Genomic DNA, 18,033 nt, shown 5'->3' with positions numbered 1-18,033 from the left:
TCAATCGGTGATCCCAATCCGATTGTTGTGACGCGTGCCGCATCACTTTGCTACTCCGGGAAACTACCGCGTTGGAACCGGGCTTTGCCTTCCTCGCGCGTGTCTACGAGGCAGCGCTTCCACCCGGCTCCAGTGCTTCGCCGATCTCCAGCGGATGCGCCATGGTCTCGTGCAGCGCCTCGCGGTCGAGCTCGCCTTCGGAGATGCTGATGACGACGCAGGCAACGCCGTTGCCGATCAGGTTGGTCAGCGCGCGGCATTCGCTCATGAACTTGTCGATGCCGACCAGGATCGCGATCGACTGGATCGGAATGTCGGGCACGATCGACAGCGTCGCGGCGAGCGTGATGAAGCCGGCACCGGTGACGCCCGAAGCGCCCTTCGAGGTGATCATGGCGATGCCGAGAATGCCGAGCTCCTGCCAGATGGTCAGGTGGGTGTTGGTGGCCTGCGCCAGGAACAGCGTCGCGAGCGTCATGTAGATGTTGGTGCCGTCGAGGTTGAAGCTGTAGCCGGTGGGAATGACGAGACCGACCACGGAGCGCGAGGCGCCGAGATGCTCCATCTTCTGGATCATCTGCGGAAGCACCGTCTCGGAGGACGACGTGCCGAGCACGATCAAGAGCTCGTCCTTGATGTAGGCGATGAAGCGCAGGATCGAGAAGCCGGCGAGCCGCGCGATCGCACCCAGCACCACGAGCACGAACAGCATGCTGGTGAGGTAGAACGTGCCGATCAGCGCGGCTAGATTGAGCAGCGAGCCGAGGCCATAGGCGCCGACCGTGAACGCCATCGCACCGAACGCGCCGATCGGCGCCACGCGGACGATGATGCGGATGATGCCGAAGAACATCTTTGCGGCCTTGTCGATCGCATCCGCGATGGGCTCGCCGGCCTTGCCGAGGAAGGCGATGGCGAAGCCTGAGAGGATCGAGATCAGCAGCACCTGCAGGAGGTCGCCGCGCGCGATCGCCCCCAGATAGCTGTCGGGGATGATCGCCATCAGATGGGCGACGATGCCTTCTTCATGGGCCTTGGTGACGTAGGTCGCGACCGACTTCGGATCGATCGTCGCGGGGTCGATGTTGAAACCGTGTCCGGGCTGCAGGATCTCGCCGACCAAAAGGCCGACGGCGAGCGCGACGGTCGAGACCGTCTCGAAATAGATCAGCGACTTCAGCCCGACCCGGCCGACGCGTTTGAGGTCGCCCATCGAGGAGATGCCGTGCACCACCGTGCAGAAGATCACCGGCGCGATCATCATCTTGATCAGCGCGATGAAGCCGTCGCCGAGCGGCTTCAGGGCCTTGCCGAGATCGGGGTAGAAATAGCCGATCAGCACCCCGAACGCGATGGCGATCAGCACCTGCACATAAAGGATCTTGTACCAGGGCTGATGCCGGCGGTGGATGGCTGGCTGGATCGCGACTTGTGTCATAGGCTGGGCCCTGGAACGCATTGATCTTGCAAAGATTTGAATCTTTGCATCATGTGATGGTCACCGCAGAAGCGACAATCACATTTTTGTCGGATCGCACGACGATCGATCGCTGCACCGCAATGGGGGGAACATGTCGACAGCAACCGGCTCGGACGAGCAAGCACAGAGCTATTTTCCGCGCTGGACGCTGAAGACCTCGGGCGTGATCATGCCTGAGGAGCGGCTGTCATGGGGCCAGACCGTCGTCTCCGGTCTTCAGCATTGCGTCGCGATGTCCGGCTCGACGATCATCGCGCCGTTGCTGATGGGCTTCGATCCCAATGTCGCGGTCCTGTTCTCCGGCATCGGCACGCTGATCTTCTTCGTGATCGTCGCCGGGCGCGTGCCAAGCTATCTCGGGTCGAGCTTCGCGTTCATCGCCGTCGTCATCGCCGCCACGGGCTATGCCGGACATGGGGCGAACCCCAATATCTCGGTCGCGCTCGGCGGCATCGTCGGAGCCGGCGTGCTCTACGGGGTGATCGCGCTGGTCGTGATGTGGTCGGGGGGCGGCTGGGTCGAGAGGCTGCTGCCGCCGGCCGTCACCGGCGCCGTGGTCGCGGCGATCGGCCTCAACCTCGCGCCCGTGGCGGTCAAGGCGGTGAGCGCCAACGCCTTCGACACGGGGATCGGGCTCGCCACCGTTCTGATCATCGGCGTGGTTGCGGTTGCAGCTCCCGGCCTTTGGCGCCGGCTGCCGATCATCCTCGGCGCAATCGGTGGATACCTCTTGTACCTGCTGTTTGCGAACGGCCTCGGCTTCGGCAAGCCGATCGACTTCGCGCAGCTGAAGGCCGCGCCGTGGATCGGCCTGCCGAACTTCACCGCGCCGACGTTCGAGGCCAATGCCATCTTCCTGATTGCGCCGGTCGCCATCATCCTCGTCGCCGAGAACCTCGGTCACATCAAGGCCGTCGGCGCCATGACGGGCCGGAGCCTGGACGCCTATCTCGGGCGCGCGCTGTTCGCCGACAGCCTGGCGACCATCGTCGCGGCCTGCGGCGGCGGCACCGGGGTCACCACCTATGCCGAGAACATCGGCGTCATGGCGGCGACGAAGGTCTATTCGACATTGCTGTTTGCCTTCGCCGCGATCGTGTCGATCCTGCTCGGCTTCTCGCCGAAATTCGGCGCGCTGATCCTGTCGATCCCAGGGCCGGTCATCGGCGGCCTCTCGATCGTGCTGTTCGGACTGATCGCGGCGATGGCGGGCCGGATCTGGGTCGAGAACAAGGTCGACTTTGCAAATCCTGCAAACCTGATCACCGCCGCCGTGGCGTTGACCGCGGGCGCGGGCGACCTCACGCTCAAATTTGGCGCATTCACGATCGGCGGCATCGGCACCGCAACCTTCGGCGCCATCATCCTCCATCAGATCCTGACCTCGCCACTGGCGAGGCGTGCGGAATGAATCCCTGCGATGCGCTGGAGGGATGGAACCAAAAGCGCCGCCCGCCGATGAAGAGGCATTCCGGAGAGAACTCATGCCGCAACCCGATCGCTCGACTTCGTTTCCCTCGCGCCTTGTCGGCCAATACGCGCTGGTGACCGGCGCCTCCCAAGGCATCGGCCGCGCTGTCGCCATCAGGCTCGCCCAGGAAGGTGCGACCGTCGCCATCAATTATTTCGAGAACGAGGAGCGGGCGGAGGAGACGCTCGCGCTCGCGCGGGCAGCTTCGCGCGCTCGCGGCCACGGCGAGGGTGATCATTGCATCGTCAGGGCCAATGTCGGTAACGAGCAGGACATTGCCGCGATGTTCGAGGCGATCCTTTCGCGCTGGAAGCGTCTCGATTGTCTGGTCAACAATGCCGGCTTCCAGGTGGAATCGCCGAGCGAGGCGCTTGACGTCGAAACCTATCGCCGCATCATCGACGTCAACCTGAACGGCGCCGTGCTCTGCGCGCAGAAGGCGCTCGCGCATTTCGTGGCGCGCGGGGGAGGCGGCAGCATCATCAATTGCTCCAGCGTGCACCAGATCATACCGAAACCCGGCTATCTCGCCTATTCGATCAGCAAGGGCGGCATGGCCAACCTGACGCGCACGCTGGCGCTGGAGTTCGCCAGCCGAGGCATTCGCGTCAACGCCGTGGGTCCCGGCGCGATCGACACGCCGATCAACGCGGCCTGGACCGGCGATCCGGAAAAGCGCGGCGTCGTCACCAGCCACATTCCGATGGGGCGCGTCGGCACGCCGGAGGAGATCGCCGCCGTGTTCGCCTTCCTCGCTTCGGACGATGCGAGCTACATCACCGGACAGACCCTCTATGCCTGCGGAGGCCTGACGCTGTTTCCGGAGTTTCGCGAGAACTGGGCGAGCTAGAGCGTTTTCGAGCGAAGTGGACACCGGTTCGCGTGAAGAAAACGCGTCAAAACAAGAATCGAGAGCTTGGGTTCTGATTCAATCAGAACCGAAAATGCTCTAGAAACGTGGGTTCACGGACGAAATCACGAACTCATTGGCCGCGTCAGAAATCTCCTGCGAGCAGGTCGTAGGAGCCCCTGCTGCCGCGGACGTACTTCCTGGCCGCGGCGGCACATATCAAGTCGCGATTGCGATCGAACGCGTTCAGGAATCCCGATTCGGTCGCATCGGCGCCCGGTTGAATCCGCTTCAACGCGCCTTCGTCGATGAAGAACGAGGCCTCGATGGCGCTGTCGTGTCCCCAGAACCGCACGGCACGCCGTGTCTGGTCATATGAGCGACTGTGATTTGGAAAATCAATCATGGTTCGGGCCGATCGGGTTGCAGGTGCCGTGCGCCTTCACGCCGTTTGAGCCGGCGGCACGGCTGGGTGGCCGACGCCGGGCTTGCGTGCGTCAGGAACACGGACGTTTCGTCGAGGCCTGACAAGAGAGAGCCGGTTGCGCCTCTTTCAAATGATGATCCGGCGACAGGGTTACAACCCGCTGCGGTGCTGCTCGGGACAAATAGTCCGTCGCAAGCCTCGCTATTTTGCGAAGAGTGCCTATATCCCCTCGATCACCGCTCGCCCCTCGGCCGTTATCGGTGACTGAGAGCATTGCGCTCCCGCCGCGACCAAGAGGCGGTCAATATGTCGGATTCCCCCGGATTCATCCTTCGCGAGTGGCTCGTACCTCCGGTCTTGCTGCCGGCCTTCTTCGTGCTGTTGATCGCCGTTTCGATGTTGATCCAATGGTAGTCGGCTTCGGCGTGGCTTCGCATGAGGATGCTCTCGCGACAGAGCTGCACCACCGCGCACGATCTCCTTGTGAGCGCGAGCTGGTCGAACGCCGACCTCGGGCCGGTCGTCCGCCGCGCGCCGAGAATTTCAACGAAAGGAGGCGGCATGTTCAAATTTCTACAGTATCGCGCAAAAGCGGCCGCGTACGGCGAACTGGCCAGGAGTTCGCCCGGCAAGGATGATACCCGCAAATTCGAGAAACTGCAGGATAGCCTTGCTTGGCGCGCGGACAACGAGCAGGTTCTCGCTGACCAATACGCGGATGCAGTCCGCGCCGGTGAGGCGGAGCGACTGCGTGGCGCAGCCCTCGCGGCGGAGGAGGAGCGCGTTTTGCGCTGTCTCGGCGCGGCCGTCATCATGCAATGGAATTCCCTGCCGACGACGCTTCAGCGGGAGATCTTCGACACCGCCGGTTCGGTCGGAACATTGTTGGACACGGCGGCGCTCCGCGGGCAGATTGCCCGGTTTCTTCACAAGCATAGGCATGACACCGATCCCGCCAAGATCTGACGGGAGACGCGTTCGGGGCAGAACAAGCTGGTGCGCGAGCCTTCGCCGCCGGCATTTCGCCGGCACGGATCGATCCGTTGCCCGCTTCGGGGCGGCGGTCCGGGAGTGATCTGGCAAAATGTCGCGGCGCGAACTACATCTGCGCCATGGCAAATGCTCCGCTGGCAAACCGACCGCTGCAGGACTTCGTCGACCGGCACGAAAAGCTGTTCGTGCTGACCGGCGCCGGCTGCAGCACCAATTCGGGCATTCCCGATTATCGCGACGGCAACGGCAACTGGAAGCGGACCCAGCCGGTCAACTTCCAGGCTTTCATGTCGGAGCAACATACCCGTCAGCGCTATTGGGCGCGCAGCCTGATCGGCTGGCGTCGGTTCGGCCGGGCCAAGCCGAACGATGCGCATCATGCGCTGGCCCGGCTCGAGGCGAACGGGCGCTGCGGGATGCTGCTGACCCAGAACGTCGACCGGTTGCATCAGTCCGCCGGCCACCGCGAGGTGATCGACCTGCACGGCCGGCTCGATCTGGTCCGCTGCATGGGCTGCGGAGCGAAGACGTCGCGCGAGGAATTTCAGCACGCGCTTGGGCGCGCCAATGCGACGTGGCTGGCGCTCGATGCCGCCGATGCACCGGATGGCGACGCTGATCTGGAGCACGAGGACTTTTCGTCCTTCCAGGTGCCTCCTTGCGACGCCTGCGGCGGCATCCTCAAGCCTGACGTGGTGTTCTTCGGCGAGAACGTGCCGCGCGAGGTCGTCGCCGCCGCGCAGGATCATCTGGCGCAGGCCGACGCCATGCTGATCGTCGGCTCGTCGCTGATGGTCTATTCCGGATTCCGCTTCGTAAAGGCTGCCGCGCAGCGCAACATTCCGATTGCGGCGGTCAATCTCGGCCGCACCCGCGCCGACGATCTGCTGACGCTGAAGGTCGAGGAGCGCTGCGAAGCGGCGCTTGCATTCCTGCTCTGATCGCGGGGCTCGCGAACACGCCTTGCCTATTGCATAGGTGCCAAGCAGAATGGCTTGGTGCGGCGTTCCCAGTCATCCATGGCATGGAAATTGCTGCGCTTTCGACGACAGTTTCGACGATCAGCCGGAGAATTTGGAATGCTTGAGGGAGCCGAGGTGCGGCTTGCCGTCGATATCGGTGGCACGTTCACCGACATCGTGCTGGACGTGGGTCAGGATCGCAAGACGCGCAAGCTGCTGACGACGCCGCAGCGGCCCGAACAGGCGGTGCTGGATGGAATGCGTCTCATTCTCGCCGACGCACGTGCCCACATCAGCGACATCGATGTCTTCATTCACGGCACCACGCTCGCGACCAACGCCATCATCGAGCGCCGCGGTGCCAAGACGGCGCTGATTGCGACCGAAGGCTTTCGCGACGTGCTCGATATCGGCACCGAGAGCCGCTACGACCAGTATGATCTCACCATCGACAAGCCGAGGCCGCTGGCGCCGCGCAGTCTGCGTTTCACCGTGCCCGAGCGCGTCGATGCGCACGGTGCCGTCCGTCTCGCGCTCGACGAAGCGTCGGTGCGCGCACTCGCGCCGAAATTGCGCGAGCTGGGCGTCGAGAGCGTCGCGATCGCCTTCCTGCACTCCTATGCCAATCCCGAGCACGAGCGGCGTGCGGCCGCGATCCTCGCCGAGGAGATGCCGGGCATTTCCGTGACGGTGTCCTCGGCCGTCTGTCCCGAGATTCGCGAGTATGAGCGCACATCGACCGCGGTCGCGAACGCCTATGTGCAACCCTTGATCGACGGCTATCTCGCCCGCATGGCCGACGCCTTGCAGGTCGAGCAGTTCCGCGGCGCGATCTATCTCGTCACCTCCGGTGGCGGCGTCACGTCGATCGAGACGGCGCGGCGCTTTCCGGTGCGTCTCGTCGAGTCCGGGCCTGCCGGCGGCGCGATCTTCGCGGCGCAGATCGCGGCACGGCTCGGCGAGAGCAAGGTGCTGTCCTTCGACATGGGCGGCACCACGGCCAAGATTTGCCTGATCGAGAAATACCAGCCCGAGACCTCGCGCGTGTTCGAGGTCGACCGCGCCGCGCGCTTCCTGAAAGGTTCGGGCCTGCCGGTGCGCATTCCCGTGATCGAGATGGTCGAGATCGGCGCCGGTGGCGGCTCGATCGCCCATGTCGACGCGATGAAGCGCGTCACCGTCGGGCCCGAGAGCGCCTCGTCGGAGCCGGGCCCGGCCTGCTATGGCCGTGGCGGCCAGCGTCCGGCCGTGACGGATGCGGACGTCGCGCTCGGCATGATCGATCCCGATGCTTTCGCCGGGGGCACGATCAAGCTTGATCCGGAGCTTTCGAAAAAGGCTCTGCTGAGCAGCGTCGGCGAGCCGCTGGGCCTGTCGGCGGAAACCGCGGCCTATGCCGTGCATGAGGTCGTCTGCGAGAACATGGCGAGCGCGGCGCGCGTCCATGCGGTCGAGCGCGGCGAGATTGTCGGCCAGCACACCTTGATCGCCTTCGGCGGCGCCGCGCCGCTGCATGCGGCGCGGGTTGCCGAGAAGATCGGCGTCTCCCGGGTGATCGTGCCGTCGAATGCCGGTGTCGGCTCGGCCGTTGGATTCCTGGCAGCTCCCATCGCCTATGAACTGGTGCGCAGCCGTCATGTCCGGCTCGATGATTTCGACACCGAGGCGGTCTCCGACCTCTTGCAGGAGATGGTGACCGAGGCGCGCGCATTGGTCGAGCCTGGCGCGGCCGGTGCGCCGGTGCGCGAGCGTCGTTCCGCCTTCATGCGCTATGTCGGCCAGGGCCATGAGATTTCGGTCGAGCTGCCGAACCGCCGGCTGACGGCGGCCGATCTCGCCGGCCTGCGCGGGAAGTTCGAGGCGGACTATGCCGCGATGTTCGAGCGCTCGATCCCGGGCGCGGCGATCGAGGTGCTGAGCTGGTCAGTGCTCGCAACCACCGATGCCCGCAATCCGGCCGCCGTCGCCGCCGTCGCGCGCAAGCCGGCCGGCAAGGCGAGCGGCAGCCGAAAATTCTTCGACGGCCGGGCGGGCGAGGTGATCGAGATCCCGCTCTATCGCCGCGAGGACATGGCGCCGGGCGCGACCATCGCGGGCCCCGCGGTGATCGCGGAGGACGAGACCTCGACCTTCGTCTCCACCAGTTTCGACGCCCATATCGACGGTGCGGGCAGCATCGTCATGGAACGGAAGGCGGCCTGATCATGAGCAAGGCAAACGGCGCGAGCCTGATCGATCTCCAGATCATGTGGCACCGGCTGATCGCCGTGGTCGAGGAGCAGGCACAGGTGCTGCTCCGCACCGCCTTCAGCCCGATCGTGCGCGAATGCGGCGATCTCTCCGCCGGCGTGTTCGACCTCAAGGGCCGCATGCTGGCGCAGGCGGTGACCGGCACGCCAGGCCACGTCAACTCGATGGCGGAATCGGTCAAGCACTTCATCAATCACTTCCCGATCGAGACGATGAAGGAAGGCGATGCCTACATCACCAACGATCCCTGGATGGGCACCGGCCACCTCAACGACTTCGTCGTCACCACGCCCTGCTTCAAGGACGGCAAGCCGGTGGCGCTGTTCTCCTGCACCAGCCATCTCATGGACATCGGCGGCATCGGCTTCGGCCCCGATGCCACCGACGTGTTCATGGAGGGGCTCTACATCCCCATGCTGAAGCTGATCGACCAGGGCGTCGTCAACGAGACGCTGATGGCGATGATCCGCACCAACACGCGACTGCCGATCGACACCGAGGGCGACACCTATTCGCTCGCCGGCTGCAACGACGTCGGCTGCGAGCGCCTGGTCGAGATGATGACCGAGTTCGGCATCGACACGCTCGACGAGCTCGGCGACTACATCTGTGACCGCTCGCGCGAGGCGGTGCTCGCCGAGATCGCGAAGCTGCCGAAGGGCAGCTGGCGCAACACCATGGTGGTCGACGGTTACGATGCCCCGGTCACGCTGGCGGCGACGCTGACGATCTCGGAGACGGGCATCCACGTCGACTTCGACGGCACGTCAGCGGCCTCGAAGTTCGGCATCAACGTGCCCATGTCCTACACCACGGCCTACACCGTGTTCGGCCTCGGCTGCGTCGTGGCCTCGCAGATCCCGAACAATGCCGGCTCGCTCTCGCCGCTGACGGTGTCGGCGCCTGCGGGCGCGATCCTCAATGCGCCGAAGCCCGCACCGGTCGCCTCGCGCCACATCATCGGCCAGATGTTGCCCGACGTCGTGTTCGGCTGCCTGCGCCAGATCATCCCCGAGCGCGTGCCGGCGGAAGGCACCTCCTGCCTGTGGAATCTCAACGTGCGCGGACAGACCCGCTCCGGCGTCGGCGGCAACTACGGATTCTCGATGGCGGTCACCTCCAATGGCGGCACCGGCGCGCGCTTCGGCAAGGACGGATTGTCGGCCACCGCCTATCCCAGCGGCGTGCGCGGCACGCCGGTCGAGATCGCGGAGACGCAGACCCCGCTGATCTTCTGGCGCAAGGAGCTGCGCCCGGATTCCGGTGGGGCGGGGCGCACGCGCGGCGGCCTCGGCCAGATCATCGAGGTCGGCAGCGGCGTCGATGCGCCGTTCGACATCCTCGCCGCGTTCGACCGCATCGATCATCCGCCGCGCGGGCGCGACGGCGGCAAGAACGGCGAGGCGGGCTATGTCGGCTTGAAATCGGGCAAGAAGCTGCGCGGCAAGGGCTTTCAGCAGGTGCCGCCGGACGACCGGCTGGTGGTGCTGACGCCCGGCGGCGCCGGCATCGGCGATCCCGCGACGCGCGAGCGGGCCGCGGTCAAGGACGATATCGAGAGCGGGCTCGTGTCCGCCGACAACGCAGTTGCAGTTTACGGGTACGCGCGCTGACACGTCTGCGCGCGTGGTAACAAACGGAGGGGCTCGATGATCACGCGACGGAACTTCACCACGGGCGCAGCGACGCTGCTCGCCGCCGGCCACATCTCGACCCGCGCCCGCGCGGCGACGACGAGCTGGGACATGTCGACGGTCTGGCCCGACGGCAATTTCCACACCCAGAACGCGATGGCCTTCGCCGAAGAGGTGAAGAAGCAGACGGGTGGCGCGGTCGCGATCACCGTGAAGGCCGGCGGCCAGCTTGGCTTCAAGGGGCCCGAGCATCTACGCGCCGTGCGCGACGGCCTGGTGCCGCTCGCCGACGTCCTCAACATCCAGCAGGTCGGCGACGAGCCCTTCATGGGCGTCGAGAGCATCCCGTTCCTGTGCGGCTCCGTGGACGAGTTGAAGGTGCTGCACAAATACGTGCGGCCCGAATACGAGAAGATCGCCGCGCGCAACAACCAGAAGATCCTCTACATCGTGCCGTGGCCGACGCAGTATCTGCACCTCAAGGCGAAGGTCGCCGACGTCGAGGGCCTGAAGAACATCAAGATCCGCGTGCCCGACAAGAATGCGGTCGATATGCTCAATGCGATCGGCATGGCGGCCGTGATGATCCCCTGGGGCGAGACGATCCCCGCGCTCGCCTCCGGCGCGGTCGCCGGCGTCTCCACCTCCTCGGTATCGGGCGTCGACGGCAAGTTCTGGGAATTCCTGAAATACGTCTATCCGACCAACCACGTCTGGTCGTCGCAGATGCTCACCGTCAATCTCGACTCCTGGAAGGCGCTTCCTGCAGATCAGCAGAAGCTGGTTGCGGATATCGCGGCGAAGATGGAGCCCGGCTTCTGGGCCAACTCGCTCAAGGCCGACGTCGACAGCCTCAACCGCCTCAAGGAGGGCGGCATGGAGGTGGTGCCGGTCTCGGACGCCATGATGACGGACATCCGGGCCAAGACCGCGCCGCAGCTGGATGCTTTCCTCAAGCGCGTGCCGGCCGCGGACAAGCCGGTGCGGTCCTATCTCGCCGAAATGAAGCGCGGCTGAGGGCAGCGCCGTGGTGAGCGCTTCGTCCGAAGCACCGCAGAGTCTCAATGCAGCGGCGCCCGCGCCGCTGCGCATCCTGCTCGACGGCATCGATCGCCTCGGCCGGCTCGACGGCTGGATCGGCGGCGGCTGCCTTCTGACGCTGACGCTGCTGATGCTGTGCGAGGTCGCGACCCGCTTCCTCTCGAACTTCCTGCCGTTCTTTCCCCCGACGATCTCGATCGCCTGGGAGTATTCCTCTTATCTCATGGCGGCGTCCTTCACCTTCGGCGCCGCCATGACCTTGCGCGTCGGCGGCCACATCCGGGTCGTGCTGCTGCTCAAGAACGCACCCGCGCCGGTGCAGCGCGCGCTCGAGATTCTCTCGGCGGCGGCCGGCTTCGCCTTCATGGCGTTCCTGACCTCGGCCATGGCGAAGTTCGCCTTTGCAGCCTACACCCGCGGCCAGGTCTCGACCTCGAGCGATACGCCGCTGTGGTTTCCGGAAGCGGTGGTCACCTTCGGCATGCTGCTGCTGACGCTCCAGTTCCTGGCGCGCGCGATCCAGGCCGTGCTCGGCCTGCCGCTGGAGGACCACCGCATGAAGGCCTCGCCCGTCGAATGACAGCTTTGCTCGCTCCCGGATTCAAGCTCGCATGACCATCGAAGTCGTCGCCCTGTTCGCGATCCTGTTCGCGCTGCTGGCCTGCGGCGTGTGGATCGGCCTCACGCTTGCGCTCACCGCGACGCTCTTGCTTGCGATGTTCCGCTCGATCCCGCTCGACAAGCTGCTGCCGCAATATGCCTGGAACATCCTGACCACGCAGGAATTGCTGGCGCTGCCGCTGTTCATCCTGATGGGCGAATTGCTGTTCCGCACCCGCCTGTCGCGCTCGCTGTTCCAGGGCCTGGCGCCCTGGGCCGGGCTGCTGCCCGGCCGCCTGCTGCATGTCAACGTGATCGGCTGCACCATCTTCGCGGCGATCTCGGGCTCGTCGGCGGCGACCACGCAGGTGATTGGCCGCATGTCGCTCAACGAGCTCACGCGCCGCGGCTATTCCCGCGACATCGCGATCGGGTCGCTCGCCGGCGCCGGCACGCTCGGCTTCCTGATCCCGCCGTCCAACATCATGATCATCTACGGCGTGCTCGGCGACGTCTCGATCCTGAAGCTGTTTACCGCCGGCGTGCTGCCGGGGTTCCTGCTCGCCGCCACCTTCATGGCCTGGGTGATGCTGCACACCACGCTCAAGCCCGCGATGGTGCCGGAGACCGAAGCGAAACTTTCGCAGGTCCCGTGGAGCGAACGCTTCGCCGCGTTGAAGGATCTCGCGCCGGCGCTGTTCCTGATCGCCTGCGTGCTCGGCTCGATGTATGGAGGGCTCGCGACGCCGTCCGAGGCGGCGGCCGTCGGGGTGCTCGGCGCCGCGCTGGTCGCATGGGCGCAGGGCGCGATGTCGCAGCAGGTGATCCGCGACGTGTTGATCGGCTCGGTCGTGACCTGCTCGATGATCGCGCTGATCGTGTTAGGGGCCTCGATCCTGGGCAATGCCGCGGCGTTCCTCGGCATCCCTCAGGCGGTGGCGGCGTTCGTCAAGGGGCTCGGCCTGTCGCCCTTCATGCTGATCGTGGTGCTGGTCATCTTCTATCTCGTGCTCGGCTGCTTCCTCGACGGCTTCTCGATGATCGTGATGACGCTGCCGATCGTGCTGCCGATCGTGAAGGGGGCCGGCTTCGACGAGGTCTGGTTCGGCGTCTTCCTGGTGCTCGCCGTCGAGATGGCGCAGATCACACCGCCGGTCGGCTTCAACCTGTTCGTGATCCAGGGCCTGACGGATGACGGCCTCGGCTACATCGCGCGCGTCACGATGCCCTATCTGATGATCATGATCGGCTTCGTGCTGCTGCTGACGCTGTGGCCGGGCATCGTCACGGTTCTCCCGCGGGTGCTGTACGGGTAAACGGGTCGACTACCATTTGTTGTGGTGCCCGACGGGCAAAACACGCCAGCGCTGGGTCGATAGCCCCAGGCAAAAATATTCGAATTTACAGAAGTTCGGTTTTGCCGTACAAGCCGACGCATCCCGCCCGCCACATGGGGCGTTTCGCGATCGTCACGAGACGCGGGCCGGGATGCGGTGGCCGCGACGGCGTCGGCGCGAATGGTGGCTGCAGGGCGGGAGACCGTGAGCAGCGACGGGCGCGATACGACACGGCGTCGACAGCGTCTCAGTCCGGTCTCGATGGCGAGCGCACGCCAGCAATCGGGAACGCGGAGGGGGATGTGCGCGGACGGAGAAGTCGTGTGGTCCTGACGCCCGGGGTCTGTGCGTCAAGTCCTGCGGAGATGTGGCCGCCAACCGGCGCCGCATCAATGATCCGCAAGGCGACGGGGGCAATAGTGCATCGCTCCCCGAGGAGAGCACGAAGGACACCGTGAAAACCATCGCGCAGGGAAGGCCGGGCGACCGGCACACCTGTCGTCCAACCCCGTGCGCATTTTTCGCACGCGGGACTTCGGGTGCCAGCCGGCGCCCGGCCTTCCCTGCGCCCTTGCTTTCAAAGGGTGCGAGACCAAAGCAAAGCTCGGGCGAAACACGCCGCGAGAATAGGCAGTCTTGTCCATCGCTCAACAACAGTCTCGTGCCCCGGACGCAGCGCAGCGCGCCCCCGGCGATGCGAAGCATCGTCCGGTGCCGCGTGGTGCGCTGCAGAGCCGGGGCCCATGCGTGAGCGGAACATGAAGCCTGCTGGGTCCCGGCTCTGCGCAGCAGCGTAAGAACGCTGCAGCGCGTCCGGGACACGAGAGAGGCGCGTTAGGGCGATGTCGTGTCTCCGTCATTGCAAGCAGCTCCTGCGACGAAGCAATCCAGGGTCTGACCGCCGAGGGATTTTGGATTGCTTCGCTGCACTCGCAATGACGGAGTCCAATTTGCCGTCACGACTTTACCGCGCATGCCATACGGCTTGCTGCGAACGAGAAGCGGCTGCAACATTGGTGCGATCAAGGCTGCCGGCGCGCGACCGCGAACGGCTTTGGCATTGCAAGCCACACGTCGACTATCCAGCGGTTGAGGTTGCTTTGCGGTTTCCCGCACAGGATGGGTTTTTGCCGGAAAGCGTCATCCAAAAGCGATTCCATCGATCGGATCGATGCTCTCTCTTTAGGCAAATTAAATGCTTCGGCGCTTACCTGAAGTTCACAGGTTCGATTTTTGCGAATGCCATTTTGGAGGCTCCCATGCGGAACAACCTTCCGGTCACGACCACCGAATATCCGATTACCGACGAAACCCTGATCGTTTCCCACACCGATACGAAAGGGAAGCTGACCTACTTCAACGATCAGTTCGTGGAAGCGGCCGGGTTTTCGGAGGCCGAGTTGATGGGGCAGCCGCACAACATCATCCGTCATCCGGATATGCCGCCCGCCGCCTTCGAAAATCTGTGGGCGACGCTTAAGCAGGGCAAGCCCTGGTCGGGCGCCGTGAAGAACCGGCGCAAGAACGGTGACTTCTACTGGGTGCTGGCGACCGCCTCTCCGATTCGGCAGAACGGACAGGTCGTCGGATACAGCTCCATCCGCACCAAGCTGCCCGCCGACCTGCGTGCCGAGGCGGAGCAGGTGTATGCGATGATTCGCGAGAACAAGCCGCACAATTACAGGCTGGATGCCGGCATGATTCGCCGACGTTCGCCGCTTGATCGACTGTCCATCTTCACCGGCACGCTCAACGCGCGCCTGGTCACACTCGTCACCATCCTGTCGTTGTTCCTGCTGGTGATCGGCGCCATGGGCTTGCAGGGGACGCGCCAGAGCAATTCGCGGCTGCAATCGATCTACGAAGACCGTGCGGTGCCGCTGGCGCAGCTCTTCGAGATCAATGACCGGATGAGGGACAACACGGTGCTGCTGTTCGAGGCGGCCACCAATGGACGGGCCGGGAAGCCGGTCGAAGGGATCGCAGCCAAGGTGAATGCCAATTTGGAGAAGGTCGGGAAGGCCTGGGCCGACTACATGGCGACTTACCTGACACCGGAAGAGAGAAGCGTTGCCGACAGCTTCACGCCCAGGCGCATGAATTATGTCGAGCAAGGACTGAAGCCGGCGCTGTCGCTCTCTGCCGAGCGCAAGTACGAGGAGCTGGCCACCTTGCTGGCCGGGCGGGCGCGCGAATTGTACGAGGCGGCGAAGACGGATCTCGACAAGCTCGTGGCGATCCAGGTCAAGGAAGCCAAGGCGGAATATGATGCGGCCGAACACGAATATGGCTGGCTGGTCGGCGGTGCGCTGGCCCTCCTGGTGGCGAGCATCGCCATCGGCGGGCTGGTGAGTCGGCAGACGATCCGTGCCATCGTCCGGCCGCTTCGGCGCCTGAACGATGCGATGCTCAGCATCAACCAGGCCAAGCTCGACAACCGCATCGTCGTCGAACGCGACGACGAACTCGGCGAGGCTCTGCGAAATCTACAGACGTTGCAGGCCATCGTTCGATTCGATCGCGACGAGCTGAAGGCGACGGAGAAGCGTGCGGCTGCCCAGCGCAAGGTGGAGATGATCAAGCTCGCCGGCAATTTCGAGAGCGCGGTGGGCGAGATCATCGAAACCGTCTCGTCGGCCTCGACGGAGCTGGAGGCCTCGGCGAACACGCTGACCTCGACCGCCGAGCGTGGAGAGAAGCTTGCGACGATGGTTGCGGCGGCTTCCGAAGAGGCCTCGACCAACGTGCAATCCGTCGCGAGTGCGACGGAAGAGCTGTCATCTTCCGTCAACGAGATCGGCCGCCAGGTTCAGGAATCTGCGCGGATAGCCAACGAGGCGGTCGAGCAGGCCCGCATCACCGACCAGAAAGTCGGTGAGCTCTCGATGGCAGCGGCGCGGATCGGCGACGTGGTGGAGCTCATCAACACGATCGCGGGCCAGACCAATCTGCTCGCATTGAACGCGACGATCGAGGCCGCGCGGGCCGGCGAGGCCGGCCGCGGCTTTGCCGTCGTCGCCTCCGAAGTGAAGGCCCTGGCCGAGCAGACCGCCAAGGCCACCGGTGAGATTTCCCAGCAGATTTCCGGCATTCAGGGGGCCACTCAGGATTCGGTCAATGCCATCAAGATGATCGGCACTACGATCAAGTCCTTGTCGGAGATCTCGTCGACCATCGCGGCGGCGGTCGAGGAGCAGGGCGCCGCGACCCAGGAGATTGCGCGCAACGTCCAGCAGGCCGCGCAAGGCACGCACCAGGTCTCGTCGAACATCGCCGACGTCCAGCGTGGCGCGACCGAAACCGGCTCGGCCTCGGCGCAGGTGCTCGATGCGGCGCAAGCGCTTTCGAGCGACAGCAACCGGCTGCGTACGGAGGTCGATCGCTTTCTCGACAGTGTCAGGGCCGCCTGAGCGAATGATGAGAGCGCATGTCCGCGACCTGCCCGCGGACCATGCCGATCTGCAACAAGTCGTTGTCTCACCTGCGGGGACAACGACTTGTTCGACAATCCGGCGCGGCGTTCGGTCCGGCCTACGCCGCCGCCTTCTTGCGCGCCAGCTCGGCCTTGTACAGCTCGAACTCCTCCGCAACCGCCTTCGCAATCGACGGCCGCTGGCGCAGACGCTCGTAATAGGCCTTCACGTTCGGCCATTTCGCAAGATCGATCGGCGGCGTCGCCATGGTCCAGTTGATGACGGTGACGAGATAGGCGTCCGCCACGCTGAAATGGTCGAGCAGGAAGTCGCGGCCCTTCAGGTAATTGTCGAGATAGTCGAGCCGCGACAGGTTCTTCTCCAGCGCATAGGCCTTGGTTTCCTGCGGCGCCTTGCGGTCGAGCACGGGGATGAAGAGGCCTTTGTGCAACTCGGTGCCGATGAAGCAGAGCCATTGGTGCAGGCGGGTCCGATCGATGCCTTCGGCGGCGCCGAGCCCCGATTTCGGAAAGCGATCGGCGACGTATTGCAGGATCGCCGCGTTCTCGGTGAGAATCACGCCGTCGTCGGTGCGCAGCGTCGGCACCAAACCGATCGGATTGACGGCGCGGAAGTCCGAGCCGTCGTTCAGCACGGTCTTGGTCGGCGGGTCGACCTCGAGATAGTTCGCCTCGGCACCGGCTTCATACAGCGCGACGCGGGTCGCCATCGAACAGGCGAGCGGCGAGAAATAGAGATCCATCTGTAGCCTCCTTGGCAATTCTCTTGAGTTTTCGCTCAACCTGGCCAGATTGATTTTTGTACTGTCTTGCATAATATGGGGTCGGTCAAGGATTATTTTGCGAGATGGTACAAAAATCAAAACCGCCAGCTGTTGCCAGCGAGCCCGAGCGCCGCGGCGAGCCCAAGCGCCGCGGCGAACCGAAGCGCCGCGGCCGCCCCCGCGCCTACGAGCCGGAGGTCGCGCTCGGCAAGGCGCTCGACCTGTTCCGCAAGCAGGGCTTTGCCGCGACGTCGCTCGATGATCTGAGCGAAGCCACCGGCATGAATCGCCCGAGCCTCTATGGCGCCTTCGGCGACAAGCGCGAGCTCTACATCAAGAGCTATCAGCGCTACCGCGAGGAGGCGCGGGCCTCCATGGCTGAGATCTTTCGCGAGGACATGCCGGTGCGCCAGCGGCTGGAGCGCATCTTCGCCTCCGCGCTGAACATCTATCTGTCCGGCGAGACCGGCCCGCGCGGATGCTTCACGGTGGTGACGGCGGCATCCGAAGCCGTTGGCGATCCCGAGATCCGCGCCATGGTGCTCGACGGTCTCACCGAGCTCGACAAGGCCTTTGCGAGCTGCTTCCGCCGCGCCAAGGAGAAGGGCGAGTTGCCGGAGAGCGCCGATCCGGTCGTGCTGGCACAGCTCGCATCCGCCACCGTCCACAGCATCGCCATCCGCTCCCGCGCGCGCGTCTCACGCAAGGAGCTGGAGGCCATCGTCAAGGGCGCGATCGACGTGATGCTGGGAGCTAAGCAGTAGCTGTCGTCCCGGACAAGCGTAAGCGCA

At 64.8% G+C, this 18,033-nt stretch carries 14 protein-coding genes; 11 read left to right on the top strand and 3 right to left on the bottom strand.

Annotation, left to right across the window (positions count from 1 at the left end):
* Window positions 1–103: 103 nt before the first annotated feature.
* Window positions 104–1,438, bottom strand: a complete 1,335-nt coding sequence (locus tag UNPF46_RS05840) for a dicarboxylate/amino acid:cation symporter (protein WP_142249403.1) — start codon at window positions 1,436–1,438, stop codon at window positions 104–106.
* Between the two features lie 133 nt (window positions 1,439–1,571).
* On the opposite strand from UNPF46_RS05840, the gene UNPF46_RS05835 reads away from it, so the two are divergent.
* Together UNPF46_RS05835 and UNPF46_RS05830 are read left to right on the top strand one after the other, a co-directional pair.
* A complete protein-coding gene (locus UNPF46_RS05835; RefSeq protein ID WP_142249402.1) occupies window positions 1,572–2,891 on the top strand; it encodes a solute carrier family 23 protein in 1,320 nt (439 codons plus the stop codon).
* 73 nt (window positions 2,892–2,964) lie between these two features.
* On the top strand, window positions 2,965–3,801 hold the full coding sequence (locus UNPF46_RS05830) for an SDR family oxidoreductase (RefSeq protein ID WP_142249401.1): 837 nt from the start codon (window positions 2,965–2,967) through the stop codon (window positions 3,799–3,801).
* A 145-nt stretch (window positions 3,802–3,946) separates the two neighbouring features.
* Here the strand turns inward: UNPF46_RS05830 and UNPF46_RS05825 are convergent, their stop codons facing one another.
* Window positions 3,947–4,207, bottom strand: a complete 261-nt coding sequence (locus tag UNPF46_RS05825; protein ID WP_097659875.1) for a DUF1488 family protein — start codon at window positions 4,205–4,207, stop codon at window positions 3,947–3,949.
* Between the two features lie 582 nt (window positions 4,208–4,789).
* Between UNPF46_RS05825 and UNPF46_RS05820 the strand changes: the two genes are divergently transcribed.
* The 8 genes from UNPF46_RS05820 to UNPF46_RS05785 all read left to right on the top strand — a co-directional run bounded on the left by UNPF46_RS05820 (window position 4,790) and on the right by UNPF46_RS05785 (window position 16,455).
* Window positions 4,790–5,194, top strand: a complete 405-nt coding sequence (locus tag UNPF46_RS05820; RefSeq protein WP_142249400.1) for a hypothetical protein — start codon at window positions 4,790–4,792, stop codon at window positions 5,192–5,194.
* 146 nt (window positions 5,195–5,340) lie between these two features.
* On the top strand, window positions 5,341–6,162 hold the full coding sequence (locus UNPF46_RS05815; RefSeq protein WP_142249399.1) for an NAD-dependent protein deacetylase: 822 nt from the start codon (window positions 5,341–5,343) through the stop codon (window positions 6,160–6,162).
* A 138-nt stretch (window positions 6,163–6,300) separates the two neighbouring features.
* Complete coding sequence (locus UNPF46_RS05810; protein WP_142249398.1) at window positions 6,301–8,385, top strand: hydantoinase/oxoprolinase family protein; 2,085 nt, start codon at window positions 6,301–6,303, stop codon at window positions 8,383–8,385.
* 2 nt (window positions 8,386–8,387) lie between these two features.
* A complete protein-coding gene (locus UNPF46_RS05805) occupies window positions 8,388–10,046 on the top strand; it encodes a hydantoinase B/oxoprolinase family protein (protein WP_142249397.1) in 1,659 nt (552 codons plus the stop codon).
* A 36-nt stretch (window positions 10,047–10,082) separates the two neighbouring features.
* On the top strand, window positions 10,083–11,084 hold the full coding sequence (locus UNPF46_RS05800; protein ID WP_142249396.1) for a TRAP transporter substrate-binding protein: 1,002 nt from the start codon (window positions 10,083–10,085) through the stop codon (window positions 11,082–11,084).
* Window positions 11,085–11,094: 10 nt separating this feature from the next.
* Complete coding sequence (locus UNPF46_RS05795) at window positions 11,095–11,688, top strand: TRAP transporter small permease subunit (protein WP_142249395.1); 594 nt, start codon at window positions 11,095–11,097, stop codon at window positions 11,686–11,688.
* Between the two features lie 31 nt (window positions 11,689–11,719).
* Window positions 11,720–13,024 (top strand): TRAP transporter large permease, encoded by a 1,305-nt coding sequence (locus tag UNPF46_RS05790; RefSeq protein WP_100180758.1) that lies wholly within the window; start codon window positions 11,720–11,722, stop codon window positions 13,022–13,024.
* 1,280 nt (window positions 13,025–14,304) lie between these two features.
* The gene (locus tag UNPF46_RS05785; protein ID WP_142249394.1) at window positions 14,305–16,455 is read left to right on the top strand and encodes a methyl-accepting chemotaxis protein; all 2,151 of its coding nucleotides are present in this window, start codon (window positions 14,305–14,307) and stop codon (window positions 16,453–16,455) included.
* A gap of 121 nt (window positions 16,456–16,576) precedes the next feature.
* Here the strand turns inward: UNPF46_RS05785 and UNPF46_RS05780 are convergent, their stop codons facing one another.
* A complete protein-coding gene (locus UNPF46_RS05780; protein WP_142249393.1) occupies window positions 16,577–17,221 on the bottom strand; it encodes a glutathione binding-like protein in 645 nt (214 codons plus the stop codon).
* Between the two features lie 104 nt (window positions 17,222–17,325).
* Between UNPF46_RS05780 and UNPF46_RS05775 the strand changes: the two genes are divergently transcribed.
* A complete protein-coding gene (locus UNPF46_RS05775) occupies window positions 17,326–18,006 on the top strand; it encodes a TetR/AcrR family transcriptional regulator (RefSeq protein WP_142249392.1) in 681 nt (226 codons plus the stop codon).
* The last annotated feature ends 27 nt before the right edge of the window (window positions 18,007–18,033 follow it).

Source organism: Bradyrhizobium sp. UNPF46, assembly GCF_006658625.1.
GTDB lineage: Bacteria > Pseudomonadota > Alphaproteobacteria > Rhizobiales > Xanthobacteraceae > Bradyrhizobium > Bradyrhizobium nitroreducens.
Note: the sequence above shows the minus strand (reverse complement) of the source record. Positions and strands in the feature narration are given on the sequence as shown.

What these genes read in the sequence shown, in the direction of transcription:
- UNPF46_RS05840 (WP_142249403.1), bottom strand. Translation starts at nt 1,438, where the DNA reads ATGACACAAGTCGCGATCCAGCCAGCCATCCACCGCCGGCATCAGCCC.
- UNPF46_RS05820 (WP_142249400.1), top strand. Translation starts at nt 4,790, where the DNA reads ATGTTCAAATTTCTACAGTATCGCGCAAAAGCGGCCGCGTACGGCGAA.
- UNPF46_RS05815 (WP_142249399.1), top strand. Translation starts at nt 5,341, where the DNA reads ATGGCAAATGCTCCGCTGGCAAACCGACCGCTGCAGGACTTCGTCGAC.
- UNPF46_RS05780 (WP_142249393.1), bottom strand. Translation starts at nt 17,221, where the DNA reads ATGGATCTCTATTTCTCGCCGCTCGCCTGTTCGATGGCGACCCGCGTC.
- UNPF46_RS05800 (WP_142249396.1), top strand. Translation starts at nt 10,083, where the DNA reads ATGATCACGCGACGGAACTTCACCACGGGCGCAGCGACGCTGCTCGCC.
- UNPF46_RS05805 (WP_142249397.1), top strand. Translation starts at nt 8,388, where the DNA reads ATGAGCAAGGCAAACGGCGCGAGCCTGATCGATCTCCAGATCATGTGG.
- UNPF46_RS05785 (WP_142249394.1), top strand. Translation starts at nt 14,305, where the DNA reads ATGCGGAACAACCTTCCGGTCACGACCACCGAATATCCGATTACCGAC.
- UNPF46_RS05830 (WP_142249401.1), top strand. Translation starts at nt 2,965, where the DNA reads ATGCCGCAACCCGATCGCTCGACTTCGTTTCCCTCGCGCCTTGTCGGC.
- UNPF46_RS05790 (WP_100180758.1), top strand. Translation starts at nt 11,720, where the DNA reads ATGACCATCGAAGTCGTCGCCCTGTTCGCGATCCTGTTCGCGCTGCTG.
- UNPF46_RS05825 (WP_097659875.1), bottom strand. Translation starts at nt 4,207, where the DNA reads ATGATTGATTTTCCAAATCACAGTCGCTCATATGACCAGACACGGCGT.
- UNPF46_RS05835 (WP_142249402.1), top strand. Translation starts at nt 1,572, where the DNA reads ATGTCGACAGCAACCGGCTCGGACGAGCAAGCACAGAGCTATTTTCCG.
- UNPF46_RS05775 (WP_142249392.1), top strand. Translation starts at nt 17,326, where the DNA reads ATGGTACAAAAATCAAAACCGCCAGCTGTTGCCAGCGAGCCCGAGCGC.
- UNPF46_RS05810 (WP_142249398.1), top strand. Translation starts at nt 6,301, where the DNA reads ATGCTTGAGGGAGCCGAGGTGCGGCTTGCCGTCGATATCGGTGGCACG.